The sequence below is a fragment of the Streptomyces sp. NPDC048018 genome, from assembly GCF_043202995.1.
Taxonomy (GTDB): Bacteria; Actinomycetota; Actinomycetes; order Streptomycetales; family Streptomycetaceae; genus Streptomyces.
Genome location: NZ_JBIDBK010000006.1, coordinates 143,469 through 158,032, shown reverse-complemented (window position 1 = coordinate 158,032; position 14,564 = coordinate 143,469). Strand labels below are relative to the sequence as shown.

At 74.2% G+C, this 14,564-nt stretch carries 10 protein-coding genes; 6 read left to right on the top strand and 4 right to left on the bottom strand.

Annotated elements, in window-relative coordinates:
• Positions 1-3: 3 nt before the first annotated feature.
• From ACGF1Z_RS23975 to ACGF1Z_RS23960, 4 genes are all read right to left on the bottom strand, one after another.
• A complete protein-coding gene (locus ACGF1Z_RS23975; protein ID WP_393007195.1) occupies positions 4-471 on the bottom strand; it encodes a hypothetical protein in 468 nt (155 codons plus the stop codon).
• Between the two features lie 426 nt (positions 472-897).
• Positions 898-2,514: a M4 family metallopeptidase gene (locus tag ACGF1Z_RS23970; protein ID WP_393007193.1), complete on the bottom strand. Its 1,617-nt coding sequence runs from the start codon at positions 2,512-2,514 to the stop codon at positions 898-900.
• A 502-nt stretch (positions 2,515-3,016) separates the two neighbouring features.
• Positions 3,017-3,937: a 4'-phosphopantetheinyl transferase family protein gene (locus tag ACGF1Z_RS23965; protein WP_393007191.1), complete on the bottom strand. Its 921-nt coding sequence runs from the start codon at positions 3,935-3,937 to the stop codon at positions 3,017-3,019.
• A 371-nt stretch (positions 3,938-4,308) separates the two neighbouring features.
• The gene (locus tag ACGF1Z_RS23960; protein ID WP_393007189.1) at positions 4,309-5,415 is read right to left on the bottom strand and encodes a Ku protein; all 1,107 of its coding nucleotides are present in this window, start codon (positions 5,413-5,415) and stop codon (positions 4,309-4,311) included.
• Between the two features lie 69 nt (positions 5,416-5,484).
• Here ACGF1Z_RS23960 and ligD point away from each other — a divergent pair, with 69 nt between their 5' ends.
• The 6 genes from ligD (at position 5,485) to ACGF1Z_RS23930 (ending at position 14,548) form a co-directional block, all read left to right on the top strand.
• Entirely contained in the window at positions 5,485-6,579 is a 1,095-nt protein-coding gene (gene ligD / locus ACGF1Z_RS23955; protein ID WP_393007187.1) for a non-homologous end-joining DNA ligase, read from the top strand.
• Positions 6,576-7,568, top strand: coding sequence for a DNA ligase (locus tag ACGF1Z_RS23950; protein ID WP_393007185.1), 993 nt, complete (start codon positions 6,576-6,578; stop codon positions 7,566-7,568). Before ligD ends, ACGF1Z_RS23950 begins: the two co-directional genes overlap by 4 nt.
• Before the next feature lie 618 nt (positions 7,569-8,186).
• Positions 8,187-10,274, top strand: a complete 2,088-nt coding sequence (locus tag ACGF1Z_RS23945) for a PBS lyase (protein WP_393007183.1) — start codon at positions 8,187-8,189, stop codon at positions 10,272-10,274.
• A 505-nt stretch (positions 10,275-10,779) separates the two neighbouring features.
• Complete coding sequence (locus tag ACGF1Z_RS23940; RefSeq protein ID WP_393007181.1) at positions 10,780-11,583, top strand: hypothetical protein; 804 nt, start codon at positions 10,780-10,782, stop codon at positions 11,581-11,583.
• Complete coding sequence (locus ACGF1Z_RS23935) at positions 11,580-12,908, top strand: ATP-binding protein (RefSeq protein WP_393007179.1); 1,329 nt, start codon at positions 11,580-11,582, stop codon at positions 12,906-12,908. The genes ACGF1Z_RS23940 and ACGF1Z_RS23935 overlap by 4 nt, the downstream gene beginning before the upstream one ends.
• 251 nt (positions 12,909-13,159) lie before the next feature.
• The gene (locus ACGF1Z_RS23930; protein WP_393007177.1) at positions 13,160-14,548 is read left to right on the top strand and encodes an FtsW/RodA/SpoVE family cell cycle protein; all 1,389 of its coding nucleotides are present in this window, start codon (positions 13,160-13,162) and stop codon (positions 14,546-14,548) included.
• Positions 14,549-14,564: the final 16 nt, after the last annotated feature.

The following is a 14,564-nucleotide window of genomic DNA, read 5'->3' as shown; positions in this document are numbered from 1 at the left end:
CTCCTACGTGAAGTAGTCGTTCAGCGCCGACACGGACACCGGCCCCGTCCGGCCGCGGAGTTCGGCGGCGATCGCCTCGTCCTCCCGCGCGTGCAGCTTCTTGCTGTAGTCGAGGTGGTTCGAGATGTGCGCGCACGCCTGCAGGACGTGCTTCACCTGCGAAGTCCACACCTCGACCGTCAACTCGAGTGCCCCACCGAGCCCCAGGTCGTGGCTCTTGAGCGCGGCGGCCGCCTGCATCGTGGAGCCCGATCCCGCCTTGTCGGCTCCCGCCCCGGCGATGTCGGCCTTCTTCTTCAGCTCTCCGTGGAGAACGAACGCCTCGTGGCCGACGGCCCCCAGGTCGTCCTGGTACACCACCAGATCCGCGTCACCGCCGCCGCCTCCGGGCGCCAGCTGGTTCAGCCGCGTCCCGGCGTCGTGGCGTGCCCGCACCGCGGCCTTGGCCCGCTCCCACTCGTCCCAGGGCATGCTCCCCGTCCCTCCCCCGTCGTCGCGTGCGGCGGGAAGACAGGGATTCGCTTCCGCGATCCTTTGCCGCGATCCTTTGCCGCGATCCGTCACAGATGTTCCGCGACGGGTGATCCCGTCCCAGGTGATCCCCGACGTCCGATCCGGCCGCTGTCCGATCCACCGCACGGAAGACCCTAACAACGTCCCAACCGTTCCGCACCCTGCCGGCGCCCCGTCACGAACCGCCTGGACTGCGGTAGTTGAGGTGGCGGCGGGGCGCGTCACGGGGAGGGGCGTCGGCGGGCGCGGTCCCCGGTCGCGCACCTGACGGCGAAGGGCCGTTCCCGTCCGGCGTGGACGGGAACGGCCCCGGGACACCCTTCGCGCTCGGGTGACCTCGCCTCGCTTACGCGAACCCTCGGCCTTACTCGGCCTTACTCGGCCTTACTTGACGTTGATCGCCGTCCAGGCCGCCGCGACCGCGTTGTACTCGGCGCTGCCCGCGCCGTAGAGGTCCTTGGCCGCCGAGAGGGTGGCCGTGCGGGCGCCGGAGTAGCCGGTGGAGGAGGTCATGTAGGTGGAGAGGGCCTTGTACCAGATCTTGTAGGCCTTCTGGCGGCCGATGCCCGTGACGGTGGAGCCGTCGTAGGTCGGCGAGTTGTAGGTGACGCCGTTGACCGTCTTCGTGCCGCTGCCCTCGGACAGCAGGAAGAAGAAGTGGTTGGCCGGGCCCGAGGAGTAGTGGACGTTCAGGCGGCCGACGGACTTCGACCAGTAGTCGGCCGACTTGCCGTCCTTGCTCGGCTTGTCCATGTAACGGAGCGGCGTGCCGTTGCCGTTGATGTCGATCTTCTCGCCGATGAGGTAGTCGCCGACGTCCGTGGAGTTGTTCGCAAAGAACTCGACCGAGGTGCCGAAGATGTCGGACGTCGCCTCGTTCAGGCCGCCGGACTCGCCGCTGTAGCGGAGGTTGGCGGTGGAGGAGGTCAGGCCGTGGGACATCTCGTGGCCGGCCACGTCGAGGGACGTCAGCGGGTGGGTGTTGCTGATGCCGTCGCCGTACGTCATGCAGAAGCAGCTGTCGTCCCAGAACGCGTTCACGTAGGCGTTGCCGTAGTGGACGCGGGAGTAGGCGGCGGCGCCGTCGCCGCGGATGCCGTTGCGGCCCAGCTCGTTCTTGTAGAAGTCCCACGTGACGGCCGCGCCGTAGTGGGCGTCCGCGGCCGCCGTCTCGCGGTTGGAGGCCAGGCCGTTGCCCCACGTGTCGGTGGAGTTGGTGAAGAGCGTGCCGGTGCCGGACGTGCCGCCGTTCAGGTCGTACGTCTTGTGGCCGCCGCGGGCGGTGTCCGTGAGGGTGTACGAGGGGGCGGTGCCGAGCGTCACCTGGCCGCTGTACATCGTGTTGCCGACGCCGGTCTCGATGGCCTCGTACGCGTACAGCTCCTTGCCGCTGTTGGCGTCCGTGATGACGTGGCGGCGACTCGGGGTGCCGTCGGCCTGCGTGCCCGTGACCACGGTCTCCCAGGCGAGGACCGGCTTGCCGGTGGCCGCCCAGATCACCTTGCGGGCGTTGGAGGCGGTGGCCGCCTTCGTGTCCGCCGACGCGACGGCCGTCTTGGCGGCGGCCGACGCGGCGAGGGCCGGGGTGGTGCTCGCCACGGATATCCGGGCCTCGGTCGCCTTGGTGGTGGAGCGGGCGCCGTTCTTCTTCTCGTGCACGACGAGGTCGCCGCCGAGGACCGGGAGGCCCTCGTAGGTGCGCTCGTAGCGGGTGTGGACGGTGCCGTCGGCGTCCTTGACGACGTCACGGGCGACGAGCTTCTCCTGGCCGGACAGGCCGATGGCCTTCGCGGTGCCGGCCGCTTCGGTCTGCGCCTCGTGGATGGCGGCGGCACGCTGGCCGCCGGAGAGCACGAGTGCGGTCGCGCCGGCTTCGCGCTGGGCATCGGCGTTGGCGGATCCGGTCTGGAATCCGACGACGACCATGGCGGCCGATGCGATCAGGGCGGCGGCGCGGGCGGTGGTGCGGGGGGTACGGCGCGAGGACTGCTGGCGGGTCACGCGGGCTCCTTCGCTGTTACGCGTGGGGGATCTGTGTGGGGGGTGGTGCGGGAGCGAGCGTGCCAGCGAGCAGGCCTGATTGACAGGTATGCAACAAGGATTTGACCGACAGTTGTCCGAAGGGCGGCCAACTGCGTCCGCTATACGGCGAGCTGACCGCCTTGAGGGTCGTCGAGGGGTCCTATGGGGGTGGGGTAGGGGCGCCGCCGAGGGTGCGGGCGGGCTCCACGGAGACGGATGGCACGGGTGCGGGCGGGCTCCACGGAGACAGATGGCACGGGTGCGGGCGAGCCCCTCGGGCCGGACGGCGCGGGTGCGGGCGTGCCCCTCGGGCCGGACGGCGCGGGTGCGGGCGTGCCCCTCGGGCCGGACGGCGCGGGTGCGGGCGTGCCCCTCGGGGGCGGATGGCGCGGGTGCGGGGAGAAGGGGCGCCTCATGGGACGGGTTCGGTTCATCCCGGTTTACGGGGTTAACCACCGTGGTGCGACGGGCGGTTGCCCCCTCACGTCCCGGGCCGCGCGGCCGTGGCGGCGAACGCGTCGAGGGCGAGGCGGTGCAGCACCGGCGGCCCGGCCTCCGAACGCGGGGCGTTCAGGGCCACCGCGCCGTGGTGCGCCGGGCCGCAGGGCAGGTCATGGAGGACCCACGCGTCGGGATGGCGGGGCGGGGTCGGGGCCGGGGTCCGCGACGGAGCAGGGGTCGGGGCGGGGGTCGCGGGTGGGGCCGGGGCCGCGGGGTCGGTACGGGTCTCGGGTGGGGCGGGGGGCGCAGGTGGGGCGGGGGGCGCAGGTGGCGTCCGTTGCGGCGTTGCCCCTGTGGGGTCCCGCCGTTCCTCCAGGGCGCCGCTCCCCTCCGGCTCGCCGCCCACGTAGTCCAAGTGGGGGGCCCTGCCCAGCCCCGTACCCAGGCCCTTCAGGTACGCCTCCTTGCGCGCCCAGATGCGGCCGAACGCGGCGGCCCGCCCCGCCGGCTCCCCCGCCGCCTCGATCTCCGCCCGCTCCAGGGGGTGCAGTACGGACAGCAGCTCCCGCACGGACGCCGGCTCCGGGCGCCGTTCGACGTCTGCGCCGACCGGGACCGGCGCAGTCGCGATCAGGATCCGCCCCTGGGTGTGCGACAGGGAGAAGTGCAGCGGCGGTACGGGGAGGGCCCCGGCGTCGAGTGCCGGGCGGCCGTGCGGCGCCCCGCAGCAGGGACACGGCTCCCGCGTGAAGGTCAGGTCCTGGGGCCGTACGCCGTGGAGTTCGGCGAGCACGGCGCGCAGCACGACGTGGGCCGTGACGTACAGGGCCCGGTCCGCGGCACGGACGAAGGCGGCGGCGCGCTCCCGCTCGCGCGCGTCGAGTACGGAGGTGTCCAGCCTCGCGACGAGGGCGGCGTCACGCGCCGTGTCGAGGTCCAGGAGCCAGGCGTCGGCCTGCATCGGTCGGTGTCCTCCGGCTGTCCTGGGGCGGCGGTGCGCCGCGGCGGCCCGTGGGCGTGATCGGTGACGGTGCCGCGTGAGGGCGATCGGCAGCGGTCACCGGTGGCGGTGATCCGTAGCGGTGATCCCCTGCTCGTCCGCCGTGCTGGTGCGCTGTACGCGGCGCGTCCGCCCGCTCGCCCGCAGGCCTGGTGCCGTGCGACCGTTCCCGCGGGGCTGCGGGCCTCCCTGACCGTACACGTGTGCGCGTCCGGAGGGCGGCGAAAGCGAGACCTCGACCTCACGGCTTCCGGCCATCGGCGCATCACCGCACCCCCGCGCCCCTATCCCCCGCACGCCGCGCCACCAGGACAGAGAGCGGTCACGTCACGTCACGCCGAACGCTTGCGCGGGGTCGCCTTCTTCGCCGTCTGGGTCTTGGCCGGCTGCTTCTTCGCCGCCGTCGCCTTCTTCTCCGGCGCCTTCTTCGCCGCCGCCTTCTTCGCCGTCGACTTCGTGGCGGTCGACTTCGTCGCCGACGCCGTCGACCTGGCCGTCTTCGCCGTCTTCGCCGTCGACTTCCGGGCCGGCGCCGCCGTCTTCTTCGCGGCCGTCCGCGCCGTGGACTTCTTCGCGCCCGTCTCCTTCGGCACCGGGGCGGCCGTCCTCTTCCGGGAACGGAGCTCGGTGACCTCCGCCTCCGCGGCCTCCGCCTTCTCGCCGCGGGCCTCCTTGGCCGCCCGTACGCTGCTCTCCAGGGCCGCCATCAGGTCGATGACCTGGCCGCCGCCCGTCTCCGGCTCGGCCGGGGCCACGCCCGCGCCGCCCTCCGCCTTCGCCGCGATCATCTCCTCCACGGCCTCGCGGTAGTCGTCGTGCAGCGAGTTGATGTCGACCTCGCCGAGCGTGGCCATCAGGGCGTCCGCCAGGTCGAGTTCGGCGTCGCGCACCGTCACCTGGGTCTCGGGCGCCACGCCCTCCGGCGCGCGGATCTCGTCCGGCCAGAGCAGTCCGTGCATGGCGATCACGTCGTCCACGACCCGCAGCATCCCGAGCCGCTCGCGCCCGCGCAGGGCGTACTTCGCCACGGCCACCTTGTCGCTGCGCTTCAGCGCCTCGCGCAGCAGGGTGTACGGCTTGGCGGCCGGCACGCCGTTGGCGGAGAGGTAGTAGGCGGCGTCCATCTGGAGCGGGTCGATCTCGCCGGCCGCCACGAAGGCCACGATCTCGATCGTCTTCGCCGTCGGCAGCGGCAGGGTGGCCAGGTCCTCGTCGGTGATCGGGATCATGGTCCCGTCGGCGTCCTCGTACGCCTTGCCGATCTCCGCCTGGGTGACCTCCTCCCCGTCCAGCTCGCACACCTTCTTGTAGCGGATGCGCCCGCCGTCCTCGGCGTGGATCTGCCGGAACGAGACCGAGTGGCTCTCGGTGGCGTTGACCAGCTTGATCGGAATGCTGACCAGCCCGAAGGATATGGCCCCGTTCCAGATTGATCGCACGATTCATCCCCTTTCACAGGATTTCTGTGGTTCACGCCAGATGTACGGGAATCATGGGATTCTCATCGTATGACGCCCATCACAGAGGTGGAGGGGCGACGCCTTGCGCTCAGCAACCTCGACAAGGTCCTCCACCCGGCCACCGGCACCACCAAGGGCGAGCTCCTGCACTACTACGCGACCGTCGGGGCCGCGATCCTGCCGCATCTGCGCGATCGCCCGGTGTCCTTCCTGCGCTACCCGGACGGCCCGGACGGGCAGCTCTTCTTCACCAAGAACCCGCCGCCCGGCACCCCCGCCTGGGTGAACACCACCCCCGTGCCCCGCTCCGACGCGCCCCGCGCCCGGCAGGTCATGATCCAGGACCTGCCCTCCCTGATGTGGGCGGCGAACCTGGTCGTCGAGTTCCACACGCCGCAGTGGCGCGAGGACTCCCCCGCCGTCGCCGACCGGCTGGTCCTCGACCTCGACCCGGGCCCGCCCGCGACGGTCGTCGAATGCTGCCGGGTCGCCCTCCACCTGCGGGAACGCCTCGCCGCCGATGGCCTCACCGCCTGCGTGAAGACCTCCGGGTCCAAGGGTCTGCACCTCCTCGTCCCCCTGGTCCCGACCCCCTCCGACCGGGTCTCCGCCTACGCGCGCCGGCTCGCCGTCGAGGCGGAGGCCGCGCTGCCGCGGCTCGTCGTGCACCGGATGGCGAAGGCGCTGCGGCCGGGCAAGGTCTTCGTCGACCACAGCCAGAACGCCGCCGCGAAGACCACGGCCACGCCGTACACCCTGCGGGCCCGCCGGCTGCCGACCGTCTCCGCGCCGGTCACCTGGGACGAGGTCCGGGAGGCCGCGGAGGCGAGGGATGCGGGCGGGGCGGGGACGGGCGGGAGCCGCGGGAGGGGCAGGACGGACGGGAGGGATGGGAAGGACGGGAGGGACGGGAGGGACGGGCAGGGCCGGAGGGGTGGAAGGCGTGCCCCCGCGGGGGCAGAGGGGACCGACGCGGCCGGGGGGAGCACCGCAGGCGCTGCGGCGGCTGCGGCTGCGGCTGCGGCGGTCGGGGCTCCGGATCCGCTCGTGTTCCTCATGGACGACATCGCTCCCCGCCTGGAGACGTACGGCGAGCTGCTCGCCCCGCTCTTCGACCCGGACGCGGCGGGGGTCCTGCCGTGACACCCCCGGCCCGCGGACAGAGCGCGGGGGCCGGCGCGGATCCGGACGTCGTCCTGCGACCGCCCCTGGAGGTCATGCGGCCGAAGGCCGTCGACGAGATGCCCCGGCAGGGCAGCACCCGCGGCGGCTTCCAGTACTCCCTCAAGCTCGACGGCTTCCGCGCCCTCGCCTTCGTCCTCGACGGCGGCCAGGTCTTCCTCCAGTCCCGGAACCGGCGCGACCTGGCGCCCGAGTTCCCCGGCATCGCCGCCTACCTCGGCGAGGCCCTGCCCCCGGGGATCGTCCTGGACGGCGAGCTCTGCGCCTACCGCGACGGACGGCTCAGCTTCACCGACCTCCTCCGCTCCCACCGCGATCGCGAGCGGGCCGGGATCCCCGTCTCGTACATCGCCTTCGACCTGCTCGCCCTCCCCGGCCACGACCTCCGCGGCCGCACCCTCCGCGAACGCTGGACGCTCCTCGGCACCGCCCTCGCCGGGACCGGGCCCCCGCTCCAGCGGGTGCTCGCCACCGAGGACGAGCGGACCGCCCGCGAGTGGTTCGGCGCACTGCGGGACGCGGGCGTCGAGGGGGTCGTGGCCAAGGCCTGGGACTCGACGTACCGGCCGGGTCACACCTGGTCCTGGCGGAAGATCCGGCACGCGGACACCGAAGACGCCCTGCTGGTCGGGGTGTTCGGGCCGCCCGGGCGGCCGCACGCCGCCCTCGTACGGCTGGCGGACGGGCGCACCCTGCGGACCGCCCCGCGGCTGACCGGGCAGCAGGCCCGCGAGGTCGCCGAGTTCGCGGCGGGCCGGCTCGCCGCGGACCCGGTGACCGACCCCGAGCACGGTCCCGTCCGTCCCCTGGCCGACCCGCTGCCCGTCGAGCTCCGGCTGATCCGCAGCCGCCAGGACGTCGCACGGTTCGTCCGTGTACGGGAGGAGACCCCGGAGGCGCGGGAGACCGACGGTCCGGGCGACGGCACCCCCCACGAGGGCGCTGCCTGACGCCGACGCGCCACATGACGCCGACCCCGCCACACGACACCGACTCGCCGCCTGCCCCCTCTCCCACGACACCGACTCGCCGCCCGGCACCGACGCACCGCCCTGGCACCGTCGGCCCCTGGCGTTCCGGCGGCCCAGGACGTTCCGACGGCCCAGGGCGCGCCGGCGGACGACCCCGCCGCCGACGCGGCCGCCGGCCCGGCCGTCGCGGGCGGCGTGGGCGCGCGCATCCCCGTCGGGCGCCCCGCCATACACGGCCCCGCCCTCTCCTCGTACGGGAACGCGCCCCTCGGCCGGATCTCGCCTCCTCCTCTCCTCCGCTCCGTTCAGGACAAACTCCCTGTGCGCCCGCCGCGGGAGCCCCTCCCCGCGCCCCGGCGCGCAAGTGCGCATGTCCGCCGTGCGCGCGCGGGGCCGCGGACCCGCTGGAGGGCCGTCACGAGGGCCCCGGAGGGGCGGGTCGGGGGTCGGCCGGGGCCCCCGGCGGACCTCCGGGTGGCGCAAAGCGAGCGGCCGTGAGGGGGTTTCGGGACCGCGTCCGGCAGGCAGGGCCTTGTTGCCCTTGCGCTGGTGCACACTTGCTGCCTGGTACAGCGCTCACGGGGAAGGCGGTCGGGCATGCTGACGGGGATCGAGGAGGTCGACTGGGCCTCGTTGGGGCATGCGTACGGCCCCGCGGACGACGTTCCGGAGCTGCTGCGGGGACTCGCCTCCGACGACCCCGCCGAACGCGAGAACGCCCTCGACGGCATGTACGGGGCGGTGCACCACCAGGGCGACGTGTACGACTCGACGCTCGCGTGCATCCCCTTCCTCCTCGAACTCGTCGCCGACCCCACGGTCCAGGACCGGGGCGGCATCGTCGAGTTACTCACCAGCGTCGGCGGCATCGACCTGTGCGGCGACGAGGAGACGGACGAACTCGACCCGGACGACGCCGATTTCCTCCCGGCGGCGAACTACGCCATGGCGGCCGCCGCGGTCGCGGCCGGCGCCGACGTCTTCTTCGACCTCGTCGACGACCCCGACCCCGAGGTGCGGCTCGCGGCGCCCTGCGCACTGGCCTCGCTGCACCACGAACCGGCGCGGGTGCTCGACCTGCTGCGCGAGCGGCTCACGATCGAGCGGGACACCGAGGTGCGGCTGGCGCTCGTCGCCGCCGTCGGCCGGATCGCCCTGCGCCACGAGTCGCTGCGCGCCCAGACCGTCGACTGGCTGGACTGGCTGTCCCGCGCGGCGCAGGCACCGGGCCTCCGGCTCGCGGCGCTCGCCCAGCTCGCCCGCTGCGCGCCCGCGGCCATCCCGATGGACGTCGTGGAGAGGGTGACGGTCCTGCTCGACGAGGTCCGCACCGCGCCGCTCGACCGGCCCGTCGAGACGCCCAGAGCGGCCGCGCCGACGCTGATCGGACAGGTCCGCGAGCTCCTGGAGGAGCACTCCGCAGGCCGCCCCACCCCCTGGACGGAGGAACTGCTCCGGACGCTGCACGGCGCCCTCGACGACCGGGTCGACGACCGCATCGCACTCATCGCGGCCCAGCTGCGCAGCCCCGACTGGGGGCAGCGCTCGGACGCGATCTGGCTGTGCGGGGGGTTGATACGGGTCTGGCGCGGGCGCTACGACGAGGTCGTACGGCTCGTCGGGGAGCAGCTGAGCGACCCGGAGCCGCGGTTGCGAGAGGCGGCCACGTCCTTCCTCGAGCGGCTGTTCGAGCTGGGCGGTCCGGCCGCGGACGCACTGGCCGTAAGGCTGGCCACGTCGCCGGCCGGGCCGCTGGGGATGCCGGGCACGCGGGCCGGCCGGGGCGGTGCGCTGCTCGCGCTCGCCCGCTCGGGCGACGCCCGCGCCATCCCGCTGCTCGCGCGGGCCCTGGAGGAGGAGCGCGAGGTGCGGCGGGAGCTGCTCTACGCGGTGGACGCGCTCGGGCCGGCCGCGCTGCCGCTCGCGCCGCTGCTGCGGCGCAGGCTCGCGGAGGTGGAGCTCGACGACCTGCTGTACGACCGTGCGGCGCCGCTGCTCTTCGCCCTCGCGTCGGTCCGGGGCACCCAGGCGCTGCCGGAGGTGCTGCGGGTGCTGCGCGGCGCGCCGTCGAACCGGCAGGACTGGGTGCGCGAGGCGTGTCTGCGCACGCTCGCGGCGTTCGGACCGGGGGCCCGGGAGGCGCTGCCGGAGGCGCGGCGGCTGCTCGGCTCGGACTCGGCGGCGGTCTCCTCGATGGCGGCGCGGGCCGTGTGGTCGCTGGACGGTTCGCTCACGGAGGCCCTCGGCACCCTGGAGCGATGGCTGCGGCCGGGGGCGACGGGCGTCGAGTGGTGCGCCGCGGCGCAGGCGCTGGGCGCGATCGGCCCGGCGGCGGCGGAGGCGGCCCCGGCCCTGCGGGCCGGCCTGGGCGCCCGGGACCTGTGGGTGCGGGTGCGTTCGGCCGCGGCGCTGTGGCGGGTCGCCGGGGACGCCGGCCCGGTGCTTCCGGCGCTGCTCGCGGCCTGGGAGGAGAACCGCCACGCCCGCGTGGCCGTGGCGGAGTGCCTCGCGGAGATGGGTCCGGCGGCGGCCGCGGCGGAACCGGCCATCCGCGCGGAGCTGGCCCGCGCCCGCCGCCACAACGCCCGCGAGGACGGTGCCGGCTCGCACGACGTCCATGACGACGAGAAGCTCCTCACCCTGTGCCGGGCCGCGCTGTCCCAGTTGGAGCGGCGCGGGTTCTGACGGAACGGGTGGGTGTGGGGGGAGGGCCGGCGGCCTTTCCCCCTACACGTGCGTGCCCGCGCGCGAAGCCGCGCCCGTAGAGCAGCCCGGCGGCCCCCGGCGCGCATCGCTGCGGCACGGCGGCACTGCGGGCACTGCGGGCACTGCGGTCCCGCAGCACTGCGGCAACCCGGCACCCGCCCCCCCGGCCCCGACCCCCGCCCCGGCCCCACGGCACCCCGGCAAAACCGCAGGTCGGGGAGGTGATCGACGCCGGCCGCCGGACGGCGAGAAGGCTCGGTCCACGCTGCGCGAGAGCAAGTAAGTAGACAAAAAGGACTTCCATACGAATAAGGTCTACGGGAGAACCGCCCGTCCCGAGCCACGCCTCCTCACCTGCGGCGGCCCCGCCCAGGGCCCCGAAGGGCCCCGGAGACCGGAAGCGGGCGAGGGACCGGAAGGTAGCCGGAGGCCCGAAGGGAACCCCGAGGCCCGAAGGGACCCCGGAGGAGGAGAGAGGAAGAGCGTGGGAGCGCGCCCCGTACAGATCGCCGCCACCGCGGCCGTCCCGGTCGCGGTGCTCTGCGCGCTCGCCCTCGTCCTCACCGGCTGCAGCGGCCAGGGCGGCCTGCGGAGCGCGGGCCGTACCCCCGACGCGGTCGGCCCGGTCCGGCTCTGGCCCGATCTGCCGCCCGCGACCAACCCGCCGATCGACTACGGCGAGACCGACACCGAGCGGGTCGCCGGGATCAGGGTCCCGGACAACGACGTGCACCGGGTCGACCCGGTCGAGGTGGTCCGGTCCGAGGTCCGGGCGCACGCCGACGCGCGCTCCGGGGCGGACGGGATGTACGCGGAGACCGCACGGGCCATCGAGGCCTGCGACACCGACCGCGCGCACTGCCCGATCCTCGCCCCGTACTACCGCGACCTCACCGGCAACGGGCGCGACGAGCTGATCGTCGGCATCCGGATGCCCGACCAGCAGCTCGGGGTCCGGGTCTACCTCGCCGAGAACGACGGGCTGACCCGCATCATGGCGACCGTCGACCAGGTGATCAGCGTCGAGCTGGCCGGCCGGGACCTGATCACGCGGTCGAGCTCGGCCGGGATCCCCGGCTACGAGTACCGGACCGCCTGGTCCTGGGACGAACAGCAGGGTGCGATGCTGCCGGCCCGGGACGAGATCGTCCGGGTCAAACCGCCCGGCACCGGCGCCACGCTCGTCCCGGCCCCCGTCTTCGTCACGCCCACCCCCACCCCGGCGCCCTCCGGCAGCACGGAACCGATCCCGGCGCCGCCGCCCGTGGCCCCCGAGGCGGGCCAGTGAGGCGGCCGCGCCTGCCGGCGTGGACCGCGACCCTCACCTGGAAGGCCGCGGTCTTCATCACCGTGATGTGCTGCGCGCTGGCGGCGCTGCTCGGTGTGCTCGTGCACGTCTCCGTCGCCGGCCAGACCGTGAAGGACTCGCGCGACAAGGCACTGACGCGGCTCGGCGAGGTCGGCCGGCTGTACGAGGCGGGCGAACCGCTCCCCCGGTTCGCCGGCGTGGACCCGCCCGGGCTGCCGGACTCGCTGCGGGCGCTCGCGCTGCGCGGCGAGAGCGGCACGATGGTCACCGAGTACCAGGGGCGCCCGACGATGTGGGCGGCGGGCCCGGCGGACGGCCGCGCCCTGGCCGTCAGGGTCGACTACACGCAGAGTTCCGACACCATCGAGGGACTCGACCGCTCGATCCTCGGCTCCTCCGTCCTGGCCATCGGCGCGACCCTGCTCGTGGGGGCCTTCGCCGTCACGCGGATCACGCGACGCCTGCACGCGACCGCGCAGGTGGCCCGGCGGATCAGCGCCGGCGACCTGGACGCGCGCGTCGACGATCCCCGTACGAAGGACCCTTCGCGGCCGCAGGACGAGGTGGCCATCGTCGCGGGGGCCCTCGACACGATGGCCACCTCGCTGCAGCGCAAGCTGCAGACCGAGCAGCGGTTCACCGCGGACGTGGCGCACGAGCTGCGCACCCCGCTGACCGGGCTGTCCGCCGCGGCCGAACTGCTGCCCGAGGGACGCCCGTCGGAGCTCGTGCGGGACCGGGTCAGCGCGATGCGCGGGCTCACCGAGGACCTCCTGGAGATCTCGCGGCTCGACGCCGGCACGGAGAGGGTCGACCTGGACGTGTACGACCTGGCGCCGCTCGCGGAGCGGGTGGCGCGCGCCTCCGCCGCCACCTCCGGCACGAGCACCGAGACGCGGGTGGTGCGTGCCGCGGCGGTCGAGACGGACAAGCGGCGCCTGGAGCGGGTACTCGGCAACCTGGTCGCCAACGCGCACAAACACGGCGCCCCGCCGGTGGTCCTGACGGTGGACGGGCCGGTGGTGACCGTACGGGACCACGGCGCGGGCTATCCGGACTACCTGCTGGCGACCGGGCCGCAGCGCTTCCGCACGGAGAGCGGCGGCAAGGGCCACGGGCTCGGCCTGACGATCGCGGTGGGCCAGGCGGAGGTGATCGGTGCGGAGCTGGTCTTCGCCAACGCGCCCGCGGAGGAGGGCGGCGGCGCGGTGGCCCGCCTGACGCTCCCGGAGTACGTACACCTGACCGACCCCGCCGCGGACACGGAAGGCAACCCGGACCCGGACCGGAGCGCGAAGCCGTAACGGTGCGCGAAGGGGGACCAGGCCCGGGACCCGGCCCCGCCGGGACCCCAACCCCCGGACACCCACGCGCCCCGGACCCGGACCGCACCCCACGCACCCCACACACACCACGGACCCGGCCCCGGACAGCGCCCCGGCCCCGGCCCGCCCCCGGAGCCTTCCCCCGACCTCGAAGCGCCCGGAGGAAGGGCGTGACGGCGCACCGTCACACAAAAGGGACATAAGGCTTACTGCTTGCTACGTTGCGGTCCATGACCGCACCCCGCCCCGCTCCCCAGGACGCGCCCCCGCCCGGGGTGCGCGTCCCGAAGCGGCGCGGGGTGGAGCTGTCGCTGCTGGTCGGGGCGGTCCTGATCTGCGTGTACGGCTACGCCGAGGTCGGCCTCGCCCGCAGCGGCGCGGTACCCCCGGACGCCGCCCGCTACGGCGCCAAGCTCGGACTGCTCGCGCTGTTCGCGCATCTCGCGGTGCGGCTGCGCGCCCCGTTCGCGGACCCCCTCCTGCTCCCGATCGCCGTCCTGCTGAACGGACTCGGCCTGGTGCTCATCTACCGGCTCGACCTGGAGACGCCGAACGACCGGGCGGCCCCCACCCAGCTGGTCTGGTCGACGCTCGGGATCGCCCTGTTCATCGTGGTCGTGGTGCTGCTGCGCGACCACCGGGTGCTGCAGCGGTACGCCTACCTGTCGGTGGCGGCGGCGCTCGGGCTGCTGACGCTGCCGATCTTCTTCCCCGCCGTGAACGGCGCCAAGATCTGGATCCGGATCGGCGGACTCTCCTTCCAGCCCGGCGAGTTCGCCAAGATCCTGCTGGCCGTGTTCTTCGCCGCGTACCTCGCCGCCAACCGCAACGCGCTCGCGTACACCGGCCGGAAGGTCTGGAGGCTGCAGTTCCCCACCGGGCGGGTCCTCGGCCCGATCGTGGCGATCTGGGTGCTGAGCGTCGGCGTCCTGGTCCTGGAACGGGACCTGGGCACGTCGCTGCTCTTCTTCGGCCTGTTCGTGATCATGCTGTACGTGGCGACCGGGCGCACCGGCTGGATCGCGGTCGGCCTGCTGCTCGCGGCGGCGGGCGCGTTCCTGGTCGGCAGCCTCGAACCGCACGTGCACACCCGGGTCCAGGACTGGCTCGACCCCTTCGCCTCGATCCGGGCCGGCGACGGCCCCGGCCAGCTGGCCCAGTCCCTCTTCGCGTTCGCCGCGGGCGGGATGCTCGGCGCCGGGCTCGGCCTCGGGCACTCGGTCCTCATCGGCTTCGCCACCAAGTCGGACTTCATCCTGGCCACGGCGGGCGAGGAGCTGGGCCTGGTGGGCCTGACCGCCCTGTTCCTGCTCTACGCGCTGCTCGTGGCCCGCGGCTACCGGGCCGGGCTGGCCCTGCGCGACCCCTTCGGCCGGCTGCTGGCCATCGGCCTCGCGTCGATCCTAGCGCTCCAGGTGTTCGTCATCGCGGGCGGGGTGATGGGGCTGATCCCGCTGACGGGCATGGCGATGCCGTTCCTGGCACAGGGCGGTTCGTCGGTCGTCACGAACTGGGTGATCGTCGCGCTGCTCGTCCGGGTCTCCGACTCGGCCCGCGCGCCGCGACCGGACATGGCGGACGCGGGCGTCATCGCCCCGATCACGGAGGACGCGCGATGAGGAACGCCGAGAGGAA